Origin of the sequence: Streptococcus oralis subsp. tigurinus (assembly GCF_002356415.1) — a bacterium.
Taxonomy (GTDB): domain Bacteria; phylum Bacillota; class Bacilli; order Lactobacillales; family Streptococcaceae; genus Streptococcus; species Streptococcus oralis_F.
Map to the genome: position 1 here is coordinate 25,659 of NZ_AP018338.1, position 17,019 is coordinate 42,677.

At 39.3% G+C, this 17,019-nt stretch carries 18 protein-coding genes; 15 read left to right on the top strand and 3 right to left on the bottom strand.

What is annotated here, in order from left to right; genetic code table 11:
• Positions 1-36: 36 nt before the first annotated feature.
• From mreC to tsf, 5 genes are all read left to right on the top strand, one after another.
• Complete coding sequence (mreC, locus tag STO1_RS00130; protein WP_061588640.1) at positions 37-852, top strand: rod shape-determining protein MreC; 816 nt, start codon at positions 37-39, stop codon at positions 850-852.
• Between the two features lie 2 nt (positions 853-854).
• Entirely contained in the window at positions 855-1,349 is a 495-nt protein-coding gene (gene mreD / locus STO1_RS00135) for a rod shape-determining protein MreD (RefSeq protein WP_045618147.1), read from the top strand.
• Positions 1,350-1,442: 93 nt separating this feature from the next.
• Positions 1,443-2,672 carry a peptidoglycan hydrolase PcsB gene (gene pcsB / locus STO1_RS00140; protein ID WP_096421415.1) on the top strand — a complete coding sequence of 410 codons (1,230 nt, stop codon included), beginning with the start codon at positions 1,443-1,445 and terminating at the stop codon, positions 2,670-2,672.
• A 224-nt stretch (positions 2,673-2,896) separates the two neighbouring features.
• Entirely contained in the window at positions 2,897-3,664 is a 768-nt protein-coding gene (rpsB, locus tag STO1_RS00145; RefSeq protein ID WP_002877761.1) for a 30S ribosomal protein S2, read from the top strand.
• A 78-nt stretch (positions 3,665-3,742) separates the two neighbouring features.
• Positions 3,743-4,783: a translation elongation factor Ts gene (tsf, locus tag STO1_RS00150; protein ID WP_000808088.1), complete on the top strand. Its 1,041-nt coding sequence runs from the start codon at positions 3,743-3,745 to the stop codon at positions 4,781-4,783.
• A gap of 279 nt (positions 4,784-5,062) precedes the next feature.
• Here tsf and cysK read toward each other — a convergent pair whose 3' ends face one another.
• From cysK to STO1_RS00170, 3 genes are all read right to left on the bottom strand, one after another.
• On the bottom strand, positions 5,063-5,989 hold the full coding sequence (gene cysK / locus STO1_RS00160; RefSeq protein ID WP_096421417.1) for a cysteine synthase A: 927 nt from the start codon (positions 5,987-5,989) through the stop codon (positions 5,063-5,065).
• A gap of 96 nt (positions 5,990-6,085) precedes the next feature.
• The gene (locus tag STO1_RS00165; protein WP_033584681.1) at positions 6,086-6,529 is read right to left on the bottom strand and encodes a PH domain-containing protein; all 444 of its coding nucleotides are present in this window, start codon (positions 6,527-6,529) and stop codon (positions 6,086-6,088) included.
• 15 nt (positions 6,530-6,544) lie between these two features.
• Positions 6,545-7,180 (bottom strand): YigZ family protein, encoded by a 636-nt coding sequence (locus STO1_RS00170; RefSeq protein WP_096421419.1) that lies wholly within the window; start codon positions 7,178-7,180, stop codon positions 6,545-6,547.
• Positions 7,181-7,236: 56 nt separating this feature from the next.
• Here STO1_RS00170 and STO1_RS00175 point away from each other — a divergent pair, with 56 nt between their 5' ends.
• From STO1_RS00175 to STO1_RS00220, 10 genes are all read left to right on the top strand, one after another.
• Positions 7,237-8,535, top strand: coding sequence for an ATP-dependent helicase ComFA (locus STO1_RS00175; RefSeq protein ID WP_096421421.1), 1,299 nt, complete (start codon positions 7,237-7,239; stop codon positions 8,533-8,535).
• Positions 8,532-9,197, top strand: a complete 666-nt coding sequence (locus STO1_RS00180) for a ComF family protein (protein ID WP_096421423.1) — start codon at positions 8,532-8,534, stop codon at positions 9,195-9,197. The genes STO1_RS00175 and STO1_RS00180 overlap by 4 nt, the downstream gene beginning before the upstream one ends.
• 79 nt (positions 9,198-9,276) lie before the next feature.
• The gene (gene hpf, locus STO1_RS00185) at positions 9,277-9,825 is read left to right on the top strand and encodes a ribosome hibernation-promoting factor, HPF/YfiA family (protein WP_096421425.1); all 549 of its coding nucleotides are present in this window, start codon (positions 9,277-9,279) and stop codon (positions 9,823-9,825) included.
• 247 nt (positions 9,826-10,072) lie between these two features.
• Positions 10,073-11,281 (top strand): acyl-CoA dehydrogenase FadE, encoded by a 1,209-nt coding sequence (locus STO1_RS00190; protein ID WP_000201480.1) that lies wholly within the window; start codon positions 10,073-10,075, stop codon positions 11,279-11,281.
• A gap of 80 nt (positions 11,282-11,361) precedes the next feature.
• The gene (locus STO1_RS00195) at positions 11,362-12,210 is read left to right on the top strand and encodes a 3-hydroxybutyryl-CoA dehydrogenase (RefSeq protein WP_025171502.1); all 849 of its coding nucleotides are present in this window, start codon (positions 11,362-11,364) and stop codon (positions 12,208-12,210) included.
• 18 nt (positions 12,211-12,228) lie between these two features.
• Positions 12,229-13,407, top strand: a complete 1,179-nt coding sequence (locus STO1_RS00200) for an acetyl-CoA C-acetyltransferase (protein WP_007520939.1) — start codon at positions 12,229-12,231, stop codon at positions 13,405-13,407.
• 319 nt (positions 13,408-13,726) lie between these two features.
• Entirely contained in the window at positions 13,727-14,506 is a 780-nt protein-coding gene (locus STO1_RS00205) for an enoyl-CoA hydratase-related protein (RefSeq protein ID WP_096421427.1), read from the top strand.
• A gap of 16 nt (positions 14,507-14,522) precedes the next feature.
• Positions 14,523-15,248: a CoA transferase subunit A gene (locus STO1_RS00210; RefSeq protein ID WP_096421429.1), complete on the top strand. Its 726-nt coding sequence runs from the start codon at positions 14,523-14,525 to the stop codon at positions 15,246-15,248.
• A 1-nt stretch (position 15,249) separates the two neighbouring features.
• The gene (locus tag STO1_RS00215) at positions 15,250-15,900 is read left to right on the top strand and encodes a 3-oxoacid CoA-transferase subunit B (RefSeq protein WP_049537954.1); all 651 of its coding nucleotides are present in this window, start codon (positions 15,250-15,252) and stop codon (positions 15,898-15,900) included.
• Between the two features lie 195 nt (positions 15,901-16,095).
• Positions 16,096-17,004 (top strand): LysR family transcriptional regulator, encoded by a 909-nt coding sequence (locus STO1_RS00220; RefSeq protein ID WP_172843631.1) that lies wholly within the window; start codon positions 16,096-16,098, stop codon positions 17,002-17,004.
• Positions 17,005-17,019: the final 15 nt, after the last annotated feature.

Sequence of the window (17,019 nt, forward strand, 5' to 3'; positions counted from 1 at the left end):
CTCACAGTAGCAGATTTTTAGTATAAAGGTAGGAATATGAACCGTTTTAAAAAATCAAAATATCTAATCATCGTTTTTGTCACAGTTCTCGCAGTTTCTGTACTATTAGTGACAACTTATTCAAGTGCTATTGTGACGAAACTAGGAGATGGGATCTCTTTAGTGGATAGAATTGTCCAAAAACCCTTTCAGTGGTTTGACGATTTCAAATCGGATTTGGACCATTTGACGCAGACTTATAATGAAAATGAAAGCTTAAAAAAGCAACTCTACAAACTAGAAGTGGAGTCTAATCAATCAGAAAGTTTAAAAACTGAAAATGAACAACTACGTCAGTTGCTGGATATGAAGTCAAAATTGCAGGCTACAAAAAATTTAGCAGCAGATGTGATTACGCGCTCACCAGTATTTTGGAAGCAAGAGTTAACGATAGATGTAGGAAGTTCAAAGGGTGCTTCTGAAAATATGTTGGCCATTGCAAACGGGGGGTTGATTGGTAGTGTTTCAAAAGTAGAGGAGCATTCAACAACAATCAACTTGCTGACAAACACTGAAAATTCCGACAAAATTTCAGTTAAAATCTTGCATGGTTCTACTGAAATTTACGGAATCATCGTTGGTTATGACAAGGAAACCGAACTGCTTAAAATTAATCAATTAAATAGTAACAGCGACATTAGCACCGGAGACAAGGTGACTACAGGGGGACTCGGAAACTTCAATGTTAAGGATATTCCTATTGGGGAGGTTGTTGCCACAACTCATAGCAGTGATTATCTAACACGAGAGGTGACAGTAAAGTTAAGTGCTGATACTAAAGATCTTCATGTGGTAGAGTTAGTGGGGAATTAGCAATGAGACTGTTAAAACAAGTTGGTATTTTCTTTTTACTTCCTTTTCTTGTGCTAATTGATGCACATATTGGTCAATTAGTAGAATCCTTTTATCCACATTTTCACTTAGCCAGTCATTTTCTGTTTTTATTTCTCTTGTTTGAGACAATCGAAGTGTCAGAGTATCTCTATCTAGCTTATTGCTGTATAGTAGGTTTGGTGTACGATATCTATTTTTTCCACTTGATAGGAATTGCGACACTTTTATTTATCTTGATAGGTGCCTCACTTCACAAGTTTAATAGTGTGACTTTGTTGAACCGTTGGACGAGAATGTTAACAATAGTTGTGATGAGCTTCCTATTTGATATGGGTAGTTATCTCCTGGCCCTTGCTATGGGACTGACAGTAGAATCAATGCCAGTTTTCATTGTCTACAGTCTTGTCCCATCAATGATTTTAAACTTTTTGTGGATGGTGATTTTCCAGTATATTTTTGAAAAATATTATCTATAAGAAAGAAATAAAAATGTAACAAAGGCGTAATATTTATTATGTCTTTTTCTGGTATACTAGTAATGTCTTAAATAGAAGGAGTATCTACACAATATGAAGAAAAAAATCTTAGCGTCACTTTTATTAAGTACAGTATTGGTTTCACAAGCAGCGGTATTAACGACTGTTCACGCTGAAACAACTGATGAAAAAATTGCTGCTCAAGATAGTAAGATTAGTGACTTGACAGCTCAACAAAAAGAAGCTCAACAACAGGTAGATGAAATCCAAACGCAAGTTACAGCTATTCAAACACAGCAAGCAAACTTGCAAGCTGAAAATGAAACACTACAAGCGGAATCTAAAAAACTTGAAGGAGAAATTACAGAGCTCTCTAAGAATATTGTTGCTCGTAATGAATCTTTGGAAAAACAAGCACGTAGCGCACAAACAAACGGTGCTGCAACTAGCTATATCAACACAATTGTAAATTCAAAATCAATTACAGAAGCTATTTCCCGTGTTGCGGCTATGAGCGAGATTGTATCGGCTAACAACAAAATGTTAGAGCAACAAAAAGCTGATAAAAAATCAATCTCAGAAAAACAAGTCGCAAATAATGAAGCAATCAATACTGTCATTGCGAACCAACAAACGCTTGCTGACGATGCACAGACATTGACAACAAAACAGGCGGAATTAAAAGTTGCTGAGTTAAACCTTGCTGCAGAGAAAGCTACTGCAGAAGGCGAGAAAGCTACTTTGTTGGAACAAAAAGCAGCAGCTGAAGCAGAAGCAAAAGCAGCAGCTGAAGCAGAGGCAGCTTATAAAGCACGTCAAACAAGTCAACAAGAATCAGTTGTTGCTTCTGGAAACACAAGTTTCTCAGCTCAAGTGCAAGCAACATCTACATCAACGTCAGCATCAGCATCTGATGACGAGGACTCAAGCTACACTCCAGCACCTACACCTACTCCAACTCCTACTAGACAACGTCCAACATACAGTACAAATGCTTCAAGTTATCCAACTGGTGAATGTACTTGGGGAGCTAAAACATTAGCACCTTGGGCTGGAGATTACTGGGGTAACGGAGCACAGTGGGCTACAAGTGCAGCAGCTGCAGGTTTCCGTACTGGTTCTCAACCACAAGTTGGTGCGATTGCATGTTGGAATGATGGTGGCTATGGACACGTAGCGGTTGTTACAGCAGTTGATTCAACTACTCGTATTCAAGTATCAGAATCAAACTATGGTGGAGATCGTACAATCGGTAACAAACGTGGATGGTTCAACCCAACTACAACATCTGAAGGTTATGTTACTTACATTTATCCAAACTAATGAATGAAACGAAGAGGCTCGATTTGAGCCTCTTTTATTATTTTTAATCGAGAGCAAGATCGAAATCTATCAAAATCACTTGAAAATATCGCTAAAATGTGGTAGAATGAAACTTGTCGTGTAAACGATAATACTCATTCTTGATGAATTGTGAAACTGTTGCCCTCGGGTCGTTTTGCAAGTTGAAATCAAGAAGAGGAAAAAAACAAAAAGGAGAAATACTCATGGCAGTAATTTCAATGAAACAACTTCTTGAGGCTGGTGTACACTTTGGTCACCAAACTCGTCGCTGGAACCCTAAGATGGCTAAGTACATCTTCACTGAACGTAACGGAATCCACGTTATCGACTTGCAACAAACTGTAAAATACGCTGACCAAGCATACGACTTCATGCGTGATGCTGCGGCTAACGATGCAGTTGTATTGTTTGTTGGTACTAAGAAACAAGCTGCTGATGCTGTTAAGGAAGAAGCAGAACGTTCAGGTCAATACTACATCAACCACCGTTGGTTGGGTGGAACTCTTACGAACTGGGGAACTATCCAAAAACGTATTGCTCGTTTGAAAGAAATCAAACGCATGGAAGAAGAAGGAATCTTTGATGTTCTTCCTAAGAAAGAAGTTGCACTTCTTAACAAACAACGTGCACGTCTTGAAAAATTCTTGGGTGGTATCGAAGACATGCCTCGTATCCCAGATGTAATGTACGTAGTTGACCCACATAAAGAACAAATCGCTGTTAAAGAAGCTAAAAAATTGGGAATCCCAGTTGTAGCGATGGTTGACACAAACACTGATCCAGACGATATCGATGTAATCATCCCAGCTAACGATGACGCTATCCGCGCGGTTAAATTGATCACAGCTAAATTGGCTGACGCTATCATCGAAGGACGTCAAGGTGAAGATGCAGCAGAATTTGAAGCTTCAGAAGCTCAAGCTGACTCAATCGAAGAAATCGTTGAAGTTGTAGAAGGCGACAACGCTTAATTCAAATAAGTAATCATTACCTAGGAGGGCGGGGCTTAGCCCGGCTCTCCTATTTTTAAAAAATATAGGAGAATCAAAATGGCAGAAATTACAGCTAAACTTGTTAAAGAGTTGCGTGAAAAATCTGGTGCTGGTGTTATGGACGCTAAGAAAGCATTGGTTGAAGTTGAAGGTGATATCGAAAAAGCAATCGAATTGCTTCGTGAAAAAGGTATGGCTAAGGCAGCTAAGAAAGCTGACCGTGTTGCAGCTGAAGGTTTGACTGGTGTATTTGTTAACGGTAACGTTGCAGCAGTAGTTGAAGTAAATGCTGAAACTGACTTCGTTGCGAAAAACGCTCAATTCGTTGAGTTGGTAAATGCAACAGCTAAAGTAATTGCTGAAGGTAAACCAGCGAACAACGAAGAAGCACTTGCTTTGACAATGCCTTCAGGTGAAACTCTTGAAGCAGCCTATGTATCTGCAACAGCTACAATCGGTGAAAAAATCTCATTCCGTCGTTTTGCTTTGCTTGAAAAAACAGATGCGCAACACTTTGGAGCATACCAACACAATGGTGGTCGAATTGGTGTTATCTCTGTTATTGAAGGTGGAGACGAAGCGCTTGCTAAACAAATCTCAATGCACATTGCTGCGATGAAACCAACAGTTCTTTCTTACAAAGAATTGGATGAGCAGTTCGTTAAAGATGAGTTGGCACAATTGAACCACGTGATTGACCAAGATAATGATAGCCGTGCAATGGTTGGTAAACCAGCTCTTCCACACTTGAAATATGGATCAAAAGCTCAATTGACTGATGAAGTGATTGCTCAAGCTGAAGAAGATATCAAAGCTGAATTGGTTGCAGAAGGCAAACCGGAAAAAATCTGGGATAAAATCATCCCAGGTAAAATGGATCGCTTCATGCTTGACAACACTAAAGTTGACCAAGCATACACACTTCTTGCACAAGTATACATCATGGATGACAGCAAGACGGTTGAAGCCTACCTTGATTCAGTTAACGCTTCAGTAGTTGAGTTCGCTCGCTTTGAAGTTGGTGAAGGTATCGAAAAAGCTGCAAATGATTTTGAAGCTGAAGTTGCAGCTACAATGGCAGCAGCCTTGAATAACTAAAGAATCTGAAACAAAATAGTTCTCAGCCACAAAAAAGCTAGAGGTTTCCAATTGAGGAACTCTAGCTTTTTAATTTTGACTCCTTCTCTTATTGTATTTTAAGAGGTTATTGGCCATGAGTATGAATCCCATGTTAATTCTCACTTGACGCTTACCTCTCAGATTACATCTCGTGTAACCCCAGCAAGCCTTTATCTGCCCCAAAACTTTGTTTTAGAGAATAGGCTCTATATGAGTATATAAAAAGCCCTTTAATAAGGGCTAAGTGCATTTAGGAGACTACACTTCAAATTCGTAGAGTGCTGTAGACAAATAACGTTCGCCGTTATCTGGTGCTAAAGCAAGAACTTTCTTCTCTGTACCTAATTTCTTGGCAACCTCAATTGCCCCGTAAATTGCTGCAGCTGAAGAAATCCCAACAAGGAAGCCTTCTTTTCCACCAATTTCACGTCCGAGTGCTAGAGCATCATCTGACGTTACGCGGACGATACCATCATAGGCTTTTGTATCAAGGGTTTCAGGAATAAATCCAGCTGAGATGCCTTGAATTTTGTGAGGTCCTGGTTTTTCACCAGACAAGATAGCTGACTCGTCTGCCTCAACTGCATAAACTTGAATGTTTGAATTTGCTGCTTTAAGAGCGTGAGAAACACCTGAGATCGTTCCACCGGTGCCAACACCACCCACAAAAGCATCTAGTCCATCAGAACCGAAAGCAGCCAGTATTTCAGCTCCTGTTGTTCTTTCGTGCACTTCTGGATTAGCTGGATTATTAAATTGGAGGGGAAGGAAGCTGTCACGTTCAGCGGCGATTTCCTGAGCTTTGGCAATAGCCCCTTTCATTCCTTCACTTCCAGGAGTAAGGACGAGTTCAGCACCATAGGCTTGGATAATCTTACGTCGTTCCACACTCATCGTTTCAGGCATGACGATAACAACTTTATATCCTTTAGCGGCACCAACCCATGAAAGACCGATACCAGTGTTTCCACTCGTTGCTTCAACAATGGTAGCACCCGGTTTTAGAATACCATCTTGTTCTGCTTTTTCAATCATACTAAGGGCAATACGGTCTTTTACTGACGATCCAGGGTTAAAAGCTTCTAGTTTAACATAGACGTCTGCAGCACCCTCTGGAACAATGTTGTTGAGTTTAACAATCGGTGTTTGTCCAATTAGTTCAGTGATATTATTATAAATAGTCATAGATATACCTCTTTGTATAAGATGATACTAGTATAACGCGCTCAAGGCTATTTGTAAAATATAGAAATCCTATCAAAGTGATAGGATTTTTTTATATCAAAGGTCTAAGCCATTAATTTTTAATCGATTGTGATAAGCCAATTCTAATAAATAGGTGTAAAGCGGAAGGATGTCCGTTTTTTTAGGGAATTCAAATTTATGGAAACTCAGATGCTCATTATGTGCTTTTAGAAAGACATTTTCTAAATAAGTGATCGTAATCTCACTATCATCTATACCTGCTCCAGCAGTTTCCATTTCAACGTTTACAATGTTCATCAAAAAGAGTGACTTAACAGACATCTTGCGACCAGTGGCACCTTGCTTATCTGTAAAGATGATACGGATATTTGTAAAAATAATTGAATCGCGAATAAGTTTATATCCACTTTGAATTTCTTCATTCTCTAGTAGATATTGTCCATATTCTTTGATAAGAGTCTCTTTGTTTTCCTCGCTGAAGTTACCAGCAAGTCCTTGAATAAATTTTCCAAACGCCATGTATTTCTCCTTTGTTTACACTAAGTTTACAGGGACTTCAACTTCTCGTAAACCTTGATCCGTTAAAGTAACCTTTCCATTAAAAAACTCTACAAGAGCAGCCTTGATATTTTCTTTCTCTTCCTTATCAACATAAATCATTGTATCAACTTGATCTGTAAAGTTTGTATCCAGCTCCATGAGATTATGTTCTTTAAGAAAATTGCCATATTCTTGATACTGAGTGTAAGACATCTGAATGGCTATGCCAGCCTGTTCTTTGATTTCAATAATGCCAATTTTTTTGACAGCCAAGGCCACACTACCTGCATAAGCACGAATTAAACCACCAGCACCTAGTTTGATGCCACCAAAATAGCGGGTAACTACTACACAGACATTGGTAAGATTATGATTTTCTAAGACTCCGAGCATAGGGACTCCAGCAGTACCACTAGGCTCCCCATCATCACTCGTACGCTTGATTTCACTGCGTTCCCCTACAATAAAAGCAGAGCAGTTATGGGTGGCTTTATAGTGTTCTTTTTTGATGGTAGTGATAAAATCACGGGCCTCTTCTTCGCTATAAATACGCTTGACATGGCAGATAAAACGGGATTTTTTGATTTCTTCTTGGACCTGCCCATCCTCTTTAATTGTTCTAAATTCCATGATTTAATTGTACTAAAAAAATACCTAAAGTGCGAGATTTTTACGAATATTAAAGTATGAAAGTAAATCCAAATTACCTCGGTCGCTTGTTTACTGAGAAAGAATTAACTGAAGAGGAACGACAGATGGCGGTGAAACTGCCGGCAATGAGAAAAGAGAAGGGGAAATTGCTTTGTCAACGTTGTAATAGTACGATTCTAGAGGAATGGTATCTGCCTATCGGTGCCTACTATTGCAGGGAGTGTTTACTGATGAAGCGAGTCAGGAGTGATCAAGCTTTATACTATTTTCCGCAGGAAGATTTTCCTAAGCAAGATGTTCTCAAATGGCGTGGTCAGTTAACCCCTTTTCAGGAAAAGGTGTCAGAGGGATTGATTCGAGCAGTCGAAAAGAAAGAACCGACTTTAGTTCATGCTGTAACAGGAGCTGGAAAGACGGAGATGATTTATCAGGTTGTGGCCAAAGTGATTGATGAAGGTGGTGCAGTTTGTTTGGCCAGCCCTCGAATCGATGTGTGTTTGGAGCTGTATAAACGACTACAGAATGACTTTGCTTGTGAGATAGCACTACTTCATGGTGAGTCAGAACCCTATTTTCGAACACCACTAGTTGTTGCAACAACTCATCAGTTATTAAAATTTTATCATGCTTTTGATTTGTTGATAGTGGATGAGGTAGATGCCTTTCCTTATGTTGACAATCAAATGCTTTACCATACTGTAAAGAATAGTGTAAAGGAGAATGGCATGAGAATCTTTTTAACAGCTACATCTACTGATGAGTTAGATAGGAAGGTTCGCACAGGAGAATTAAAAAGATTAAGCTTGCCGAGACGGTTTCATGGAAATCCTTTGATTATTCCTAAACCAGTCTGGTTATCGGATTTTAATCGCTGTTTAGAGAAAAGTCAGTTATCACCTAAGTTAAAGACCTATATTGAGAAACAGAGAAGAACAGGTTATCCATTGCTGATTTTTGCATCAGAGATTAAGAAAGGTGAGGGACTAAAAGAAATACTAAAGGTGCATTTCCCGAATGAGAGCATTGGCTTTGTATCTTCTGTCACAGAAGATCGATTAGAGCAAGTACAAGCTTTTCGAGACGGAGAACTAACAATACTGATCAGTACGACAATATTGGAACGCGGAGTTACCTTCCCTTGTGTAGATGTTTTCGTAGTAGAAGCTAATCATCGTCTCTTTACCAAGTCTAGCTTGATTCAGATTGGTGGGCGAGTTGGGCGTAGTATGGACAGACCAACTGGTGAGTTGCTCCTCTTTCATGATGGATTAAATACTTCCATCAAAAAGGCAATCAAGGAAATCAAGCAGATGAACATGGAGGCAGGTTTATGAACTGTTTATTATGTGGACAGACTACCAAGTGTGAGCTGACTTTTAGTAGTCTCTTCCTTTTGAAGGATGACTGCAGTTATCTTTGCTTAGCTTGTGCTTCTAGTTTTGAGAAGATTGGTGAGAAATATTGTCCAAACTGTATGAAAACAGGGGTGTCAACTCAGTGTCAAGATTGTAAACTTTGGTGTAAAGAAGGAGTGCAGGTTGATCATAAGGCGATTTTTACCTATAATCAAGCTATGAAAGACTTTTTCAGTCAATATAAGTTTGATGGCGATTTTTTGCTTAGAAAAGTTTTTGCTTCTGTTCTTGCTGAGGAGCTGAAACAGTATAGAGGTTATCAATTTGTTATAATTCCCCTAAGTCCTGAAAGATTGCTTGAGAGGGGATTTAATCAGGTTGAAGGTTTGGTTGAGGCAGCAGGCTTTTCTTTTAAAGATATATTAGGAAAAAGAGAAGAGAGTGCTAGTTCCTCTAAAAGCCGTTTGGAAAGGTTGACTACTGAAATTCCATTTTTTATTAAAAATGGAATCTCACTTCCTAAGAAGAAGATTTTGCTGATTGATGACATCTATACAACAGGGGCAACTGTGAATCGTGTGAAACGACTTCTGGAAGAAGCGGGTGCTTTGGAAGTTAAAACTTTTTCCCTTGTAAGATGAGGAAAAAATTTGCAAAATGAAAATGAAAGCGCTATAATATAGTTAGAAAAACAAAAATGTTTAGAAAGAAGGTACTTATATGATTAAATATAGTATCCGTGGTGAAAACCTAGAAGTAACAGAAGCGATTCGTGATTATGTAGTTTCTAAACTCGAAAAGATCGAAAAGTATTTTCAACCTGAGCAAGAGTTGGATGCACGTGTGAATTTGAAAGTTTACCGTGAAAAAACAGCAAAAGTTGAAGTAACGATTCCACTTGGATCTATTACTCTCCGTGCAGAAGATATTTCTCAAGATATGTATGGCTCTATCGATCTTGTAACTGATAAAATTGAACGTCAAATTCGTAAAAATAAAACAAAAATCGAACGGAAGAATAAAAATAAAGTTGCGACAAGCCAACTCTTTACAGATGCCCTAATTGAAGATGAAAATGTTGTGCAACCAAAAGTAGTTCGTTCAAAACAAATTGATTTAAAACCAATGGATTTAGAAGAAGCGCTTCTTCAAATGGATTTATTGGGACATGATTTCTTTATCTATGTAGATGTAGAAGATCAAACAACAAATGTTTTGTATCGTCGTGAAGATGGTGAGGTTGGTTTGCTCGAAGTAAAAGAATCATAAAATTGAAATAACTAATAAGAGTGGTTTACTGATTTGTAAACCACTTTTTCTTGTGCCTATAAGTAAGTAGAAAAACGAGGAAATCCTTGATAAAACAGTCAGAATCGGACCCTATAATCTGAACTTATAGGGGTGTTTATATTTATTAAGTAGACAAAATAATACCCTAAGGGATAGAATGGGGTTGTCAACAAATAGCGAATACAAAAATGTAAGCGCTCTTATAACAATTAAAGGAGTCATGACTATGGCAACAAAAGAAGAAATTTTACGCGAACTATATCCTGAAGACCTTTTTCACTATGCGGATGGTCTAACTTTGGGAGAAGCAGAGGTTTTACAAGAAACTCGCCGTTTGATTGAGAAACATCTCCGTCCGGTTATTAATGAATACTGGGAAAAACCTGATTTTCCTTTTGAAGAATTCTATGCTGTAGCTAAGGGCGCTCAAATTATGAACAATCCAAAATTGTTTGAGGGACGTGAAGGTAGCTGGAAACCATCTGAACTTTATATTGCCTTCTTGTATCTTGAACTTGCTCGCTTCGATGCTTCTATGGCAACATTCTACACTGTTCATGGCGGACTTTGCTACAACACAATTCTCTTGGGTGGTGATGAGCGTCAACAAAAAGAATTTCTTCCAAAACTAGCTGCATTTGATTGGCAAGGTTGCTTCGCTTTAACTGAACCTCTTTCAGGTTCTGATATTGCTGGAGGACTTGCAACTACTGCAGAACGTGTTGGAGACAAGTGGATTCTAAATGGTGAAAAACGCTGGATTGGTGGTTCAGATACTGCGGATGTCGTTCCTGTATTTGCTCGTGATGTTGCGGATGGCAAGGTGAAATGCTTTATCGTTCGTAAGGGAGCTCCTGGATATCATGCAGAACCAATCCCACATAAGATTGCTCTTCGTTGTGTCCGCAATGGCCATATTACTATGAAGAATGTAGAGGTTCCAGATTCAGACCGTTTGGTAAATATCAATGGTTTTGGTGATGTAGCCCGCATCTTGACCTTCACTCGTGCGGACGTTGCTCACATTGCTATGGGAGTGACTTGTGGATCTTATGTAGCAGCTCTTAAATATGCTAAAGATCGTGAACAGTTCAAACGTCCAATTGCCAAATTCCAAATTGTTCAAGAAAAATTGGCTCGTATGCAGGCAAATGCTGTAGCAGTTATTGCTTATTCAACTCGTATTGCTGAGATGCAAGAGAAAGGGAATGAATTGATGCTTAACTCGGCTCTTGCTAAGATGCACAATTCCTTGGTGATGCGCGAAACAGTTGCCCTTGCTCGTGAAACTTGCGGAGGTAATGGTATTACGCTTGAGACAGACGTTGCTCGTTTCTTTGCAGATGCTGAATCAATCTATACCTATGAAGGTTCACACGAAGTGAATGCCTTAATTGTTGGTCGTGAGATTACTGGACTAGGTGCCTTTGTTTAATGTCAGAAGGGCGATTGAAGGATTTTTGTTCAATCGTCCTTGCTTCATGCACTGGATTTTTGTAGAATAAGAAGGAGAAAATAATGATATCTAAGGTGATGATTATTGGTTCTGGTCAAATGGGAAGCGGAATTGCTCAAGTATTTGCTCAGGCTGGTTTTACAGTTTACTTAAACGATATTAAAGAAGAATTTGTTCAAAGAGGTTTGAACAATATCACAAAACAATTGGAACGTTCAGTTGAAAAAGGACGGATGTCTGCGGATGAGAAGAATCAGGTATTGGCCAATTTGCTTCCATCTGTTTCATATGAAGATGCGAAACAAGTCCAATTGGTGATTGAAGCTGCAACTGAGAATCGTGAGATTAAGTTGAATATTTTCAAACAATTGGATGAATTGACTGATCCTAAAACTATCTTAGCATCAAACACATCCTCTTTGTCAATCACGGATATAGCTGCTGCTACTAAACATCAGGAGCGCGTGATTGGAATGCACTTCTTTAATCCTGCCCCAATCATGAAACTTGTAGAGGTTATTAAGGCCTTGCAGACTTCAGAAGAAGTGGTTCAGGCGGTTCGTGAACTGACAGTGAAAATTGGTAAAACACCAGTTGATGTTAAAGATTCTTATGGTTTTGTTGTGAACAGAATTTTGATTCCTATGATCAATGAAGCCATTTACATTCTAGGTGAAGGAGTGGCTAGTGCCGAGGAAATCGATGAAGCGATGAAACTTGGTGCAAATCATCCTATTGGACCTTTGGCTCTTGCTGACTTGATTGGATTGGATGTTTGTTTGGCTATTATGGGCGTCCTAAACCAAGGGTTTGGCGATCAAAAATACCGTCCTGCCCCTCTTCTTAAGAAAATGGTCGAAGCAGGAAAATTGGGACGGAAGACAAAAGAAGGCTTCTTTACTTACTAGACACTGATGGAGGTAGTCATGAAAGACGTAGTTATTGTTTCGGCAGTGCGAACACCTTTAGGTTCCTTTGGCGGGAGCTTGAAGAATGTTTCTGCTGTTGATTTGGGATCTTTGGTAATTAAGAGTGCTTTGGAAAAAGCGAATATTAAACCAGAACAGGTAGATGAAGTGATTATGGGGAATGTCCTAGGCGCAGGTTTAGGCCAAAACGTGGCTCGCCAAATGAGTATTCATGCTGGGCTTCCTGAATATATACCAGCCTTTACCATTAATAAGGTTTGTGGTTCCGGTTTGAAGGCAGTGCAGTTAGCTGCTCAAGCGATTAAGTGTGGAGATGCAGATATTGTCGTGGCTGGTGGTGCAGAAAACATGAGCCAGGCTCCATATGTTTTGCCAAGCTTCCGTTGGGGTGGCCGTATGGGAGATTCGAAAGTGGTAGATACCATGATTAAGGATGGTTTGTCTGATGCCTTTAATGACTACCATATGGGGATTACAGCTGAGAATGTGGCAGAAGAATATGGTATTAGCCGGGATGATCAAGATGCGCTTGCTTTGGAATCACAGAAACGAGCAGTGGCGGCTATAGAATCTGGACGCTTTAAGGAAGAGATTGTTCCAGTGGTTATTCCTCAACGTAAAGGCGATCCTATCGTCTTTGATACAGATGAATTTCCTAGAAAAGATGCTAGCTTGGAGAGTCTGTCTAAGCTACGTCCTGTTTTCAAAAAAGACGGTTCTGTTACAGCGGGGAATGCCTCAGGTATCAATGACGGAGCTGCAGCTGTCTTGGTCATGAGTGCTGAAAAAGCTGAAGAATTGGGACTTCCAGTCATTGCTCGCATTCGTTCGTATGCAAGTGCAGGTTTGGATCCTAAGATTATGGGATGTGGACCGATTTATGCGACTCGCAAAGCTCTTGAAAAAGGTAATTTGACAGTTGATGATCTCGACTTGATCGAGTCAAATGAAGCCTTTGCTGCTCAGGCTTGTGCGGTTGGGAAAACACTTGGCTTTAACACAGATATTGTCAATGTCAATGGTGGCGCGATTGCTCTTGGTCACCCAATTGGGGCTTCAGGTTGCCGTATCCTAGTGACTCTGGTACATGAGATGATGAAACGTGATGCTAAAACTGGTTTAGCTACTCTCTGTATCGGAGGAGGGATGGGAACAGCCCTCATCGTTGAACGTTAGTTATTAGAAAACTGAACGTCATTTCCTCTTTTTCAATATTACGATTACAAAATGAGATATTGATCCGATCTCATAGTTACATACCTTATCAAGTGTCTTTCTCTAAAAGGGCTTGATAAGGTATTTTTATTTTTCTAAAACTTTAAGGTTGGATTGGATGACCATATACTATAAGCTGGACTTATAGGTATATAAATAAAGATTAAGTAGACGGATGGGGAAAAAAGGGATATGATGAAAATGTAAGCTCTTACATTTTGTGTTGGTATTTGTTGACGCTGTACTCTGTACTCAAAATAAATCAAGTAGGAGCAGAACAATGAGTAAAACTGTTTTATTAGAGGTTAAGAATGGTCTTGGCTATCTAACAATTAACCGTCCATCAGCTTTGAACGCCTTAAGTTCAGAAGTCTTAAAGGATTTGAATCTCGTTTTAGACCAAATTGAAGCAAGCGAGGACATTCGTGTTGTCATTGTGACTGGTCAAGGGGAGAAAGCATTTGTCGCGGGAGCAGACATTAAAGAGATGGACCAAATGTCTCCAATTCAGGCTCATGAATACATGACCTATGCGAACGACACCTTTACCCGCTTATCTGAATTGACCCAGCCAACTATTTCAGTATTGAATGGTTATGCTTTGGGAGGCGGCTTGGAATTAGCTCTTTCAACTGATATCCGAATCGGCTATGACAAGACAATGGTTGGTTTCCCTGAAGTTGGCTTGGGAATCATTCCTGGTTTTGCAGGTACCCAAAGAATGTCTCGTTTGATTGGTACTAGTAAAACAAAGGAATTAATCTTTACTGCTAGAATGGTTAAAGGACAAGAAGCATATGATCTTGGAATTCTTAATAAGTTGGTAGAAGCAGAAGAACTATTGCCTGCAGCAGAAGAGCTGGCGGCAGCGATTATGAAAAATGCCCCGCTAGCAGTTGAAAAAGCTAAACATATTATCCAAGTTGGCTCAGAACTCCCTCTGAAAAATGCTATTCGTTTGGAAACAGAAGCGGAAGCTCTTCTCTTCTCTACAGAAGATAAAGTTGAAGGAATGCGCGCATTTGTTGAAAAACGTAAAGCCGTATTCAATCGTAAATAAAAGTTGAGGTGTTAGTATGAAAGCTGTTTTATCATTACAAGAAGCTATTTCTAAAGTTAAATCAGGTGATGTCGTTGGGATTTCAGGGTTCCTTGCCGTTGGTGAACCATTGGAATTGATCGAAGAATTGGTTAGACAAAATCAACAAGATTTGACTTTGGTTTCAGTTGTTACTTCACATCCAGGTAAAGAAGTGGGTGTTGGACGTCTCTGTGAAAACCACCAAGTTAAGAAATATGTTGCTGCTCACATCGGAACATCTCCTGCTGCTCAAAAAGCATACTTTAGTGGAGAAATGGAAGTAGAATTTACTCCAATGGGTACCGTTGTTGAACGTCTTCACGCTGCTGGAGCAGGTCTTGGAGGAGTTTTGACACCGACTGGAGTTGGTACAATTCTAGAAAACGAACATGAAAAAGTAGTTCGTAATGGTCGCGAGTACCTTATTTATGACCCTCTAAAACTTGACGTAGCATTGATTAAAGCTACAAAAGCTGACAAGTATGGAAACTTGTACATTGATGGTACAACTAAGAACATTTCATTGCAACTTGCTCTTGCGGCAGATACAGTTATCGTTGAAACAAATGAAATTGTTGAAGTTGGTGAAATTAAACCGGATGATATTTACATCCCTGGTATCCTTGTTGACTATGTAGTCCAAGGCTTAACTCCAGAAGAACACCATAAGATGATGGGCGACCTCTGGACAGAGACTAACAAATTAGCGGGGGTAAAATAATATGAAACCAAAAGAAATTATTGCAAGACGTGTTGCTCTTGAATTTAAAGATGGTGATGTTGTAAACCTTGGATTTGGTATTCCAAATGCTTCTGCAGACTTCATCCCAGAAGGTGTTAACGTAATTCTTCAAGCTGAAAACGGTGCCCTTCGATTTGGGGAAACACCGACTAAAGATAACTACAATCCAAACCTAGCAAACTCAGGTGGTGCGCCAATCACTCTTCTTCCAGGAGCTGCTTTGTTTGATTTGCAAACATCATTTGCAATTATTCGTGGTGGTCACGTTGATGCGACTGTTCTTGGAGCTCTTGAAGTAAGCCAAGATGGAAGCATTGCTAACTGGATTATCCCAGGAAAATTTGCACCTGGTATGGGTGGAGCGATGGACCTTTTGGTAGGTGCTAAGCGCGTAATCGGAGCAATCCAACATACTACAGGTGGTGAATCTAAACTCTTGAAAGAGTGCACATTGCCTCTATCAGCTAAAGGAGTATTGGATCTTGTCATAACAGAACTAGCTGTTTTTGGATTCCAAGATGGTAAATTCTTATTGAAAGAGTTGGCTCCTGGTGTGACATTAGAAGAAGTTCTTGAAAAAACAGCTGGGGAAGTCATTGTCTCAGAAGACTTAAAGACGATGCCGATTTAAGCAAAAAAAGAACTATTTTCTACTCAGTGTGTTATAATATAAACTAGATAGTATTGTAAGCGCTTTATATATAACGTTAAAATGAAGTATTCAAAATGTTATTTCGATAAGAAAGTCAGTAGACAACTATTAAACACTAGAATAGTTGTCTAATTGACTTGCTAAAATAGTGAAGGAAAGCTAGGTGATGGGTAAGTGGATATTATCCAAATGAACTATTTCATCAATATCATAGAATGCGGATGCAACCTTTCCATTGCTGCAAAGAAGATTCACATTAGTCAATCAGCCTTGAGTCAATTCGTGACAAATTTTGAAGCAGCTGAAGGGGTTCAATTATTCAATCGCAAGAATGGAAGATTAGAAAGTTTAACAGAGGCGGGACGCAAGATTTATCGTTATGCGACCGAGATTGTTAATCGACATGAAGAAATGCTTTCCATGATCCATATAGAAGCTCAAAAGCAAAAAGGCACCATTAATCTTGGTATTCCATCCTTGATTTTACGAGTTTATTTTGCTAGTGCCTTGCCGCATTTTCTGAAAAATAATCCTCATATCCATATCCAGGTTACGGAAGGTGGAGGGAAGGAAATTCGTCAAAAAATGGTTGATGGAGATTTGAATTTCTCTATTCTGATAGAGCCTACGAGCTTGGATGCTAAAAAATATGAACAACATATCATTCAATTGGATGAATACGTTGCTTATATGGATAAGGATCATCCGCTGGCTCAGAAAAGCTTGTTGGAATGGTCTGATATTGCTAGTTATGAATTGGCAACCTTCAACAAAACATTTACGACTTATGATTTAGTGACAGAAAAACTTCGTTCGCAACGAATTGAGGCTAAATTTGCTTATCTTTCCTCTACTTGGGACTTCTTAGTTGAATCAACTCATCAGACAGATTTGATTGCCCTTTTGCCAAGGCCGGTTGAATTTTTTGTGGACAAGAGTCGTTTTAAGGCGGTTAGATTCAAGGATCCGATTCCATTTAATATTTGGTTTTGTAGACCCTATAAAAACTCCTACAATGAAGTAGAGTCTTATGTGTATGAAGAATTGTTGAAAGATTATTACCAACCGTTTTCTGACAACTAAGATGAGGTGAATGCG

Bases quoted from the DNA above. Each gene is read 5' to 3' on its own strand.
- mreC (WP_061588640.1), top strand. From the start codon at position 37: ATGAACCGTTTTAAAAAATCAAAATATCTAATCATCGTTTTTGTCACA.
- mreD (WP_045618147.1), top strand. From the start codon at position 855: ATGAGACTGTTAAAACAAGTTGGTATTTTCTTTTTACTTCCTTTTCTT.
- pcsB (WP_096421415.1), top strand. From the start codon at position 1,443: ATGAAGAAAAAAATCTTAGCGTCACTTTTATTAAGTACAGTATTGGTT.
- rpsB (WP_002877761.1), top strand. From the start codon at position 2,897: ATGGCAGTAATTTCAATGAAACAACTTCTTGAGGCTGGTGTACACTTT.
- tsf (WP_000808088.1), top strand. From the start codon at position 3,743: ATGGCAGAAATTACAGCTAAACTTGTTAAAGAGTTGCGTGAAAAATCT.
- cysK (WP_096421417.1), bottom strand. From the start codon at position 5,989: ATGACTATTTATAATAATATCACTGAACTAATTGGACAAACACCGATT.
- STO1_RS00165 (WP_033584681.1), bottom strand. From the start codon at position 6,529: ATGGCGTTTGGAAAATTTATTCAAGGACTTGCTGGTAACTTCAGCGAG.
- STO1_RS00170 (WP_096421419.1), bottom strand. From the start codon at position 7,180: ATGGAATTTAGAACAATTAAAGAGGATGGGCAGGTCCAAGAAGAAATC.
- STO1_RS00175 (WP_096421421.1), top strand. From the start codon at position 7,237: ATGAAAGTAAATCCAAATTACCTCGGTCGCTTGTTTACTGAGAAAGAA.
- STO1_RS00180 (WP_096421423.1), top strand. From the start codon at position 8,532: ATGAACTGTTTATTATGTGGACAGACTACCAAGTGTGAGCTGACTTTT.
- hpf (WP_096421425.1), top strand. From the start codon at position 9,277: ATGATTAAATATAGTATCCGTGGTGAAAACCTAGAAGTAACAGAAGCG.
- STO1_RS00190 (WP_000201480.1), top strand. From the start codon at position 10,073: ATGGCAACAAAAGAAGAAATTTTACGCGAACTATATCCTGAAGACCTT.
- STO1_RS00200 (WP_007520939.1), top strand. From the start codon at position 12,229: ATGAAAGACGTAGTTATTGTTTCGGCAGTGCGAACACCTTTAGGTTCC.
- STO1_RS00205 (WP_096421427.1), top strand. From the start codon at position 13,727: ATGAGTAAAACTGTTTTATTAGAGGTTAAGAATGGTCTTGGCTATCTA.
- STO1_RS00210 (WP_096421429.1), top strand. From the start codon at position 14,523: ATGAAAGCTGTTTTATCATTACAAGAAGCTATTTCTAAAGTTAAATCA.
- STO1_RS00215 (WP_049537954.1), top strand. From the start codon at position 15,250: ATGAAACCAAAAGAAATTATTGCAAGACGTGTTGCTCTTGAATTTAAA.